Origin of the sequence: Methanobrevibacter sp., from assembly GCF_045126245.1 — an archaeon.
In the GTDB taxonomy this organism is placed as follows: Archaea; Methanobacteriota; Methanobacteria; order Methanobacteriales; family Methanobacteriaceae; genus Methanocatella.
This window is the reverse complement of the sequence record NZ_JBGVOG010000028.1, coordinates 1-2,838: the sequence shown is the minus strand read 5'-3', so window position 1 is coordinate 2,838 and position 2,838 is coordinate 1. Positions and strand designations below refer to the sequence as shown.

Annotated in this window: 2 protein-coding genes and 3 rRNA genes; all 5 read left to right on the top strand. The window is 34.2% G+C overall.

The window, feature by feature from the left end:
• Positions 1-126 (top strand): 23S ribosomal RNA (locus ACJMLZ_RS02085); the annotation flags it as partial.
• A 135-nt stretch (positions 127-261) separates the two neighbouring features.
• Positions 262-379 (top strand): 5S ribosomal RNA (gene rrf, locus ACJMLZ_RS02080).
• Positions 380-432: 53 nt separating this feature from the next.
• Positions 433-550: ribosomal RNA gene (rrf, locus tag ACJMLZ_RS02075) — 5S ribosomal RNA — on the top strand.
• 210 nt (positions 551-760) lie between these two features.
• Positions 761-1,747 (top strand): transcription initiation factor IIB, encoded by a 987-nt coding sequence (locus ACJMLZ_RS02070; RefSeq protein ID WP_405303720.1) that lies wholly within the window; start codon positions 761-763, stop codon positions 1,745-1,747.
• 248 nt (positions 1,748-1,995) lie between these two features.
• The gene (locus tag ACJMLZ_RS02065) at positions 1,996-2,739 is read left to right on the top strand and encodes an SDR family NAD(P)-dependent oxidoreductase (RefSeq protein WP_405303719.1); all 744 of its coding nucleotides are present in this window, start codon (positions 1,996-1,998) and stop codon (positions 2,737-2,739) included.
• The last annotated feature ends 99 nt before the right edge of the window (positions 2,740-2,838 follow it).

The window sequence follows — 2,838 nt, the reverse complement described above, 5'->3', positions numbered from 1 at the left end:
TCCCCTGAAAATAGATTGCTTAGGACGCGAGTAGAAGACTTGTTTGATGGGGTAGGGATGTAAGCTTCGAGGTTTTTTTCCGAGTTGTTGAGTCCGCTGCTTCCAATTGTTCGCTTGCATTATTTTAATTGTTAGTAGACTGATACATTCTTTTTAAAGAATGATATGTAGTCTAATAATAATTTGGTTAGGTGTTAACAGTAAGGGTGAAAGTTGCACTGATAATTTATTATCATTTTCATGTTGGTTTGTATATTTAGGTATTGCGGTCATAGCATGGGGGTTATACCTGGTCTCGTTTCGATCCCAGTAGTGAAGTCCTTTTGTGTTTTGTTTGTGTACTATGGTTTTCTATGGGAATTTCATTTCGCTGCAAGCCTTTTATATACAAATCATTTACTTAATTACTTATCATTTTCATAATGTAATGAGTATTGCGGTCATAGCATGGGGGTTATACCTGGTCTCGTTTCGATCCCAGTAGTGAAGTCCTTTTGTGTTTTGTTTGTGTACTATGGTTTTCTATGGGAATTTCATTTCGCTGCAAGCTCATTATATTCATAATTACCAGAAACCAGCCTTTATATAACTATCACTAGAAAATAATTCAGAATTCATCATCATTTAATATTTGATAGAGACATGTAGAAATTTAATAATTTAAACTGTATTTTCTAATTGAATGTTTTTTCCTTTTTATTTTTTAATTCAATTTTCGTAACTTGTTTGTTGAACTATAATTTTTTAAGGAGGATGAAATATGACTCTATATGCCAAAAATTCCTCTATGACCGTAGAGGTACCATTTAAAAAAACTAAAGTTCAAGATTCCCTTTATCTTGGCGATGAAGTTAATGTTTGCCCTGAGTGTGGATCAAAATTGGAAACAGATTCCGGAAGAGCTGAAGTTAGTTGCACTCGATGTGGATTGGTTATTGATGAAAATTTAATGGACATGGGGCCTGAATGGAGAGCATTTGACCATGAACAACGTGATAAACGCGTTCGTGTTGGAGCACCAATGTCCAATGCTATTCATGACAAGGGCTTGCCAACTGTCATTGATTGGAGAAATAAGGATGCTCAAGGTAGAAATATCTCTATGGAAAATAGGGTTCAATTCTACAGATTAAGAAAATGGCAAAGGAAAATTAGAGTTTCCGGTTCCGGCGAGAGAAATTTGGCTTTTGCATTAAGTGAAATTGACAGAAATTCCTCTAATTTAGGTCTTCCTAGAAGCGTAAGGGAAGATGCATGTGTCATATATAAGGATGCTGTTAATCATAAGCTTATTCGTGGAAGAAGCATAGAAAGTGTTGCTACAGCTTCAATTTACGCTGCATGCAGGCGTTGCAATGTGCCTCGTACTTTAGAGGAAATTGCAAGTGTATCCAAGGTAACTAAAAAAGATGTTGGCAGGACATATAGGTTTTTGTCTCGTGAGTTAAAAATTAAGTTAGCCCCAACATCCCCTGCAGATTATGTTCCAAGATTTGCTTCTAAAATTGGACTTTCCACTGAAGCCCAGTCAAAGGCAATTGAAATCATAGATAAAGCTTCTCAAAATGGGTTGACATCAGGTAAAGGCCCTACAGGTGTTGCGGCAGCGGCATTATATATTGCTTCTGTTTTGCTTGGTGAAAGGAAAACTCAAAAGGATGTTGCTGATGTTGCTGGTGTAACTGAAGTTACTATCAGAAACAGGTATAAAGAATTATCTGAGAAATTAGATGATTTTGATTTGTAGATTTTGATTAATACAAATTTGTTATTAATCATTTTTTATCTTTTTTTTTAAGAGAAGTATTTTAATTGTTTTAATTTCATTATAATGGATTAATAGTTTTTTTTTTAATTATTTTAAAATATTCAATTATATTTTAATTTATTATAATATGTCTATAATAATCAAAATTTATTTAGAAAATATTAAATATAATTCAAATTATAATAATTATTATAGCAATCTTAAGATTGTTTTATAAAGGTGATAAAATGGGAAAACTAGACGGAAAAGTAGCAATTATAACCGGAGCAACTTCCGGTATGGGTAGAGAATCAGCAAAATTATTTGCAGCTGAAGGAGCTAAAGTAGTCGTATGTGGAAGAAACGAAGAACGGGCAAAAGCAGTTGTAGATGATATTGAAGCTGCTGGAGGGGAAGCAATCTATGTAATAGTTGACATGGCAAACTTAGATGAAGTCCCAAAAATATTCGATGCAACAATGGAAGAATATGGAACCATAGACATATTATTCAACAATGCAGGTGTGCTTTCCATGTCTCCATTAATGGATTTAACACTTGAAGAATGGAACAAAGTATTCAATGTTAATGTTACCTCCGCATTAGTCTTAACACAGCTTGTTGTTCCTGTAATGAAAGAAAAAGGAAAAGGAACTATCGTAAATACCTGTTCTGTAGCATCCTTTGGAGCACACCATGGATTCGCAGCATATGTTGACAGTAAACACGCTATGATGGGATTAACCAGGTCAATGGCATGGGAATTAGGTCCTGAAATCAGATGTAACGGTATCGCACCAGGTCTTATCCACACAGCAATGGTGGACAGTATCGGAGGTCCTGGAGCATTACAGAACATGATTGATCAATGTCCAGTTAAAAGATGCGGTGAAGGTCAAGACATCGCTGAATTGGCATTATTCCTAGCAAGTGATGAATGTACTTTCCTCGACGGTCAAATTATTAAATGTGACGGTGGATTCGAAATATAAGTTTTCTTAAAATAATATTGGAGGTTATTAATTAACTTCCAATTTAATTCTTTTTTTCTAGTGTAATAGTTAAATATTATCTTTTATAAAATATTATTG

Coding starts and splice junctions, on each gene's coding strand:
- ACJMLZ_RS02065 (WP_405303719.1), top strand. CDS start 1,996: ATGGGAAAACTAGACGGAAAAGTAGCAATTATAACCGGAGCAACTTCC.
- ACJMLZ_RS02070 (WP_405303720.1), top strand. CDS start 761: ATGACTCTATATGCCAAAAATTCCTCTATGACCGTAGAGGTACCATTT.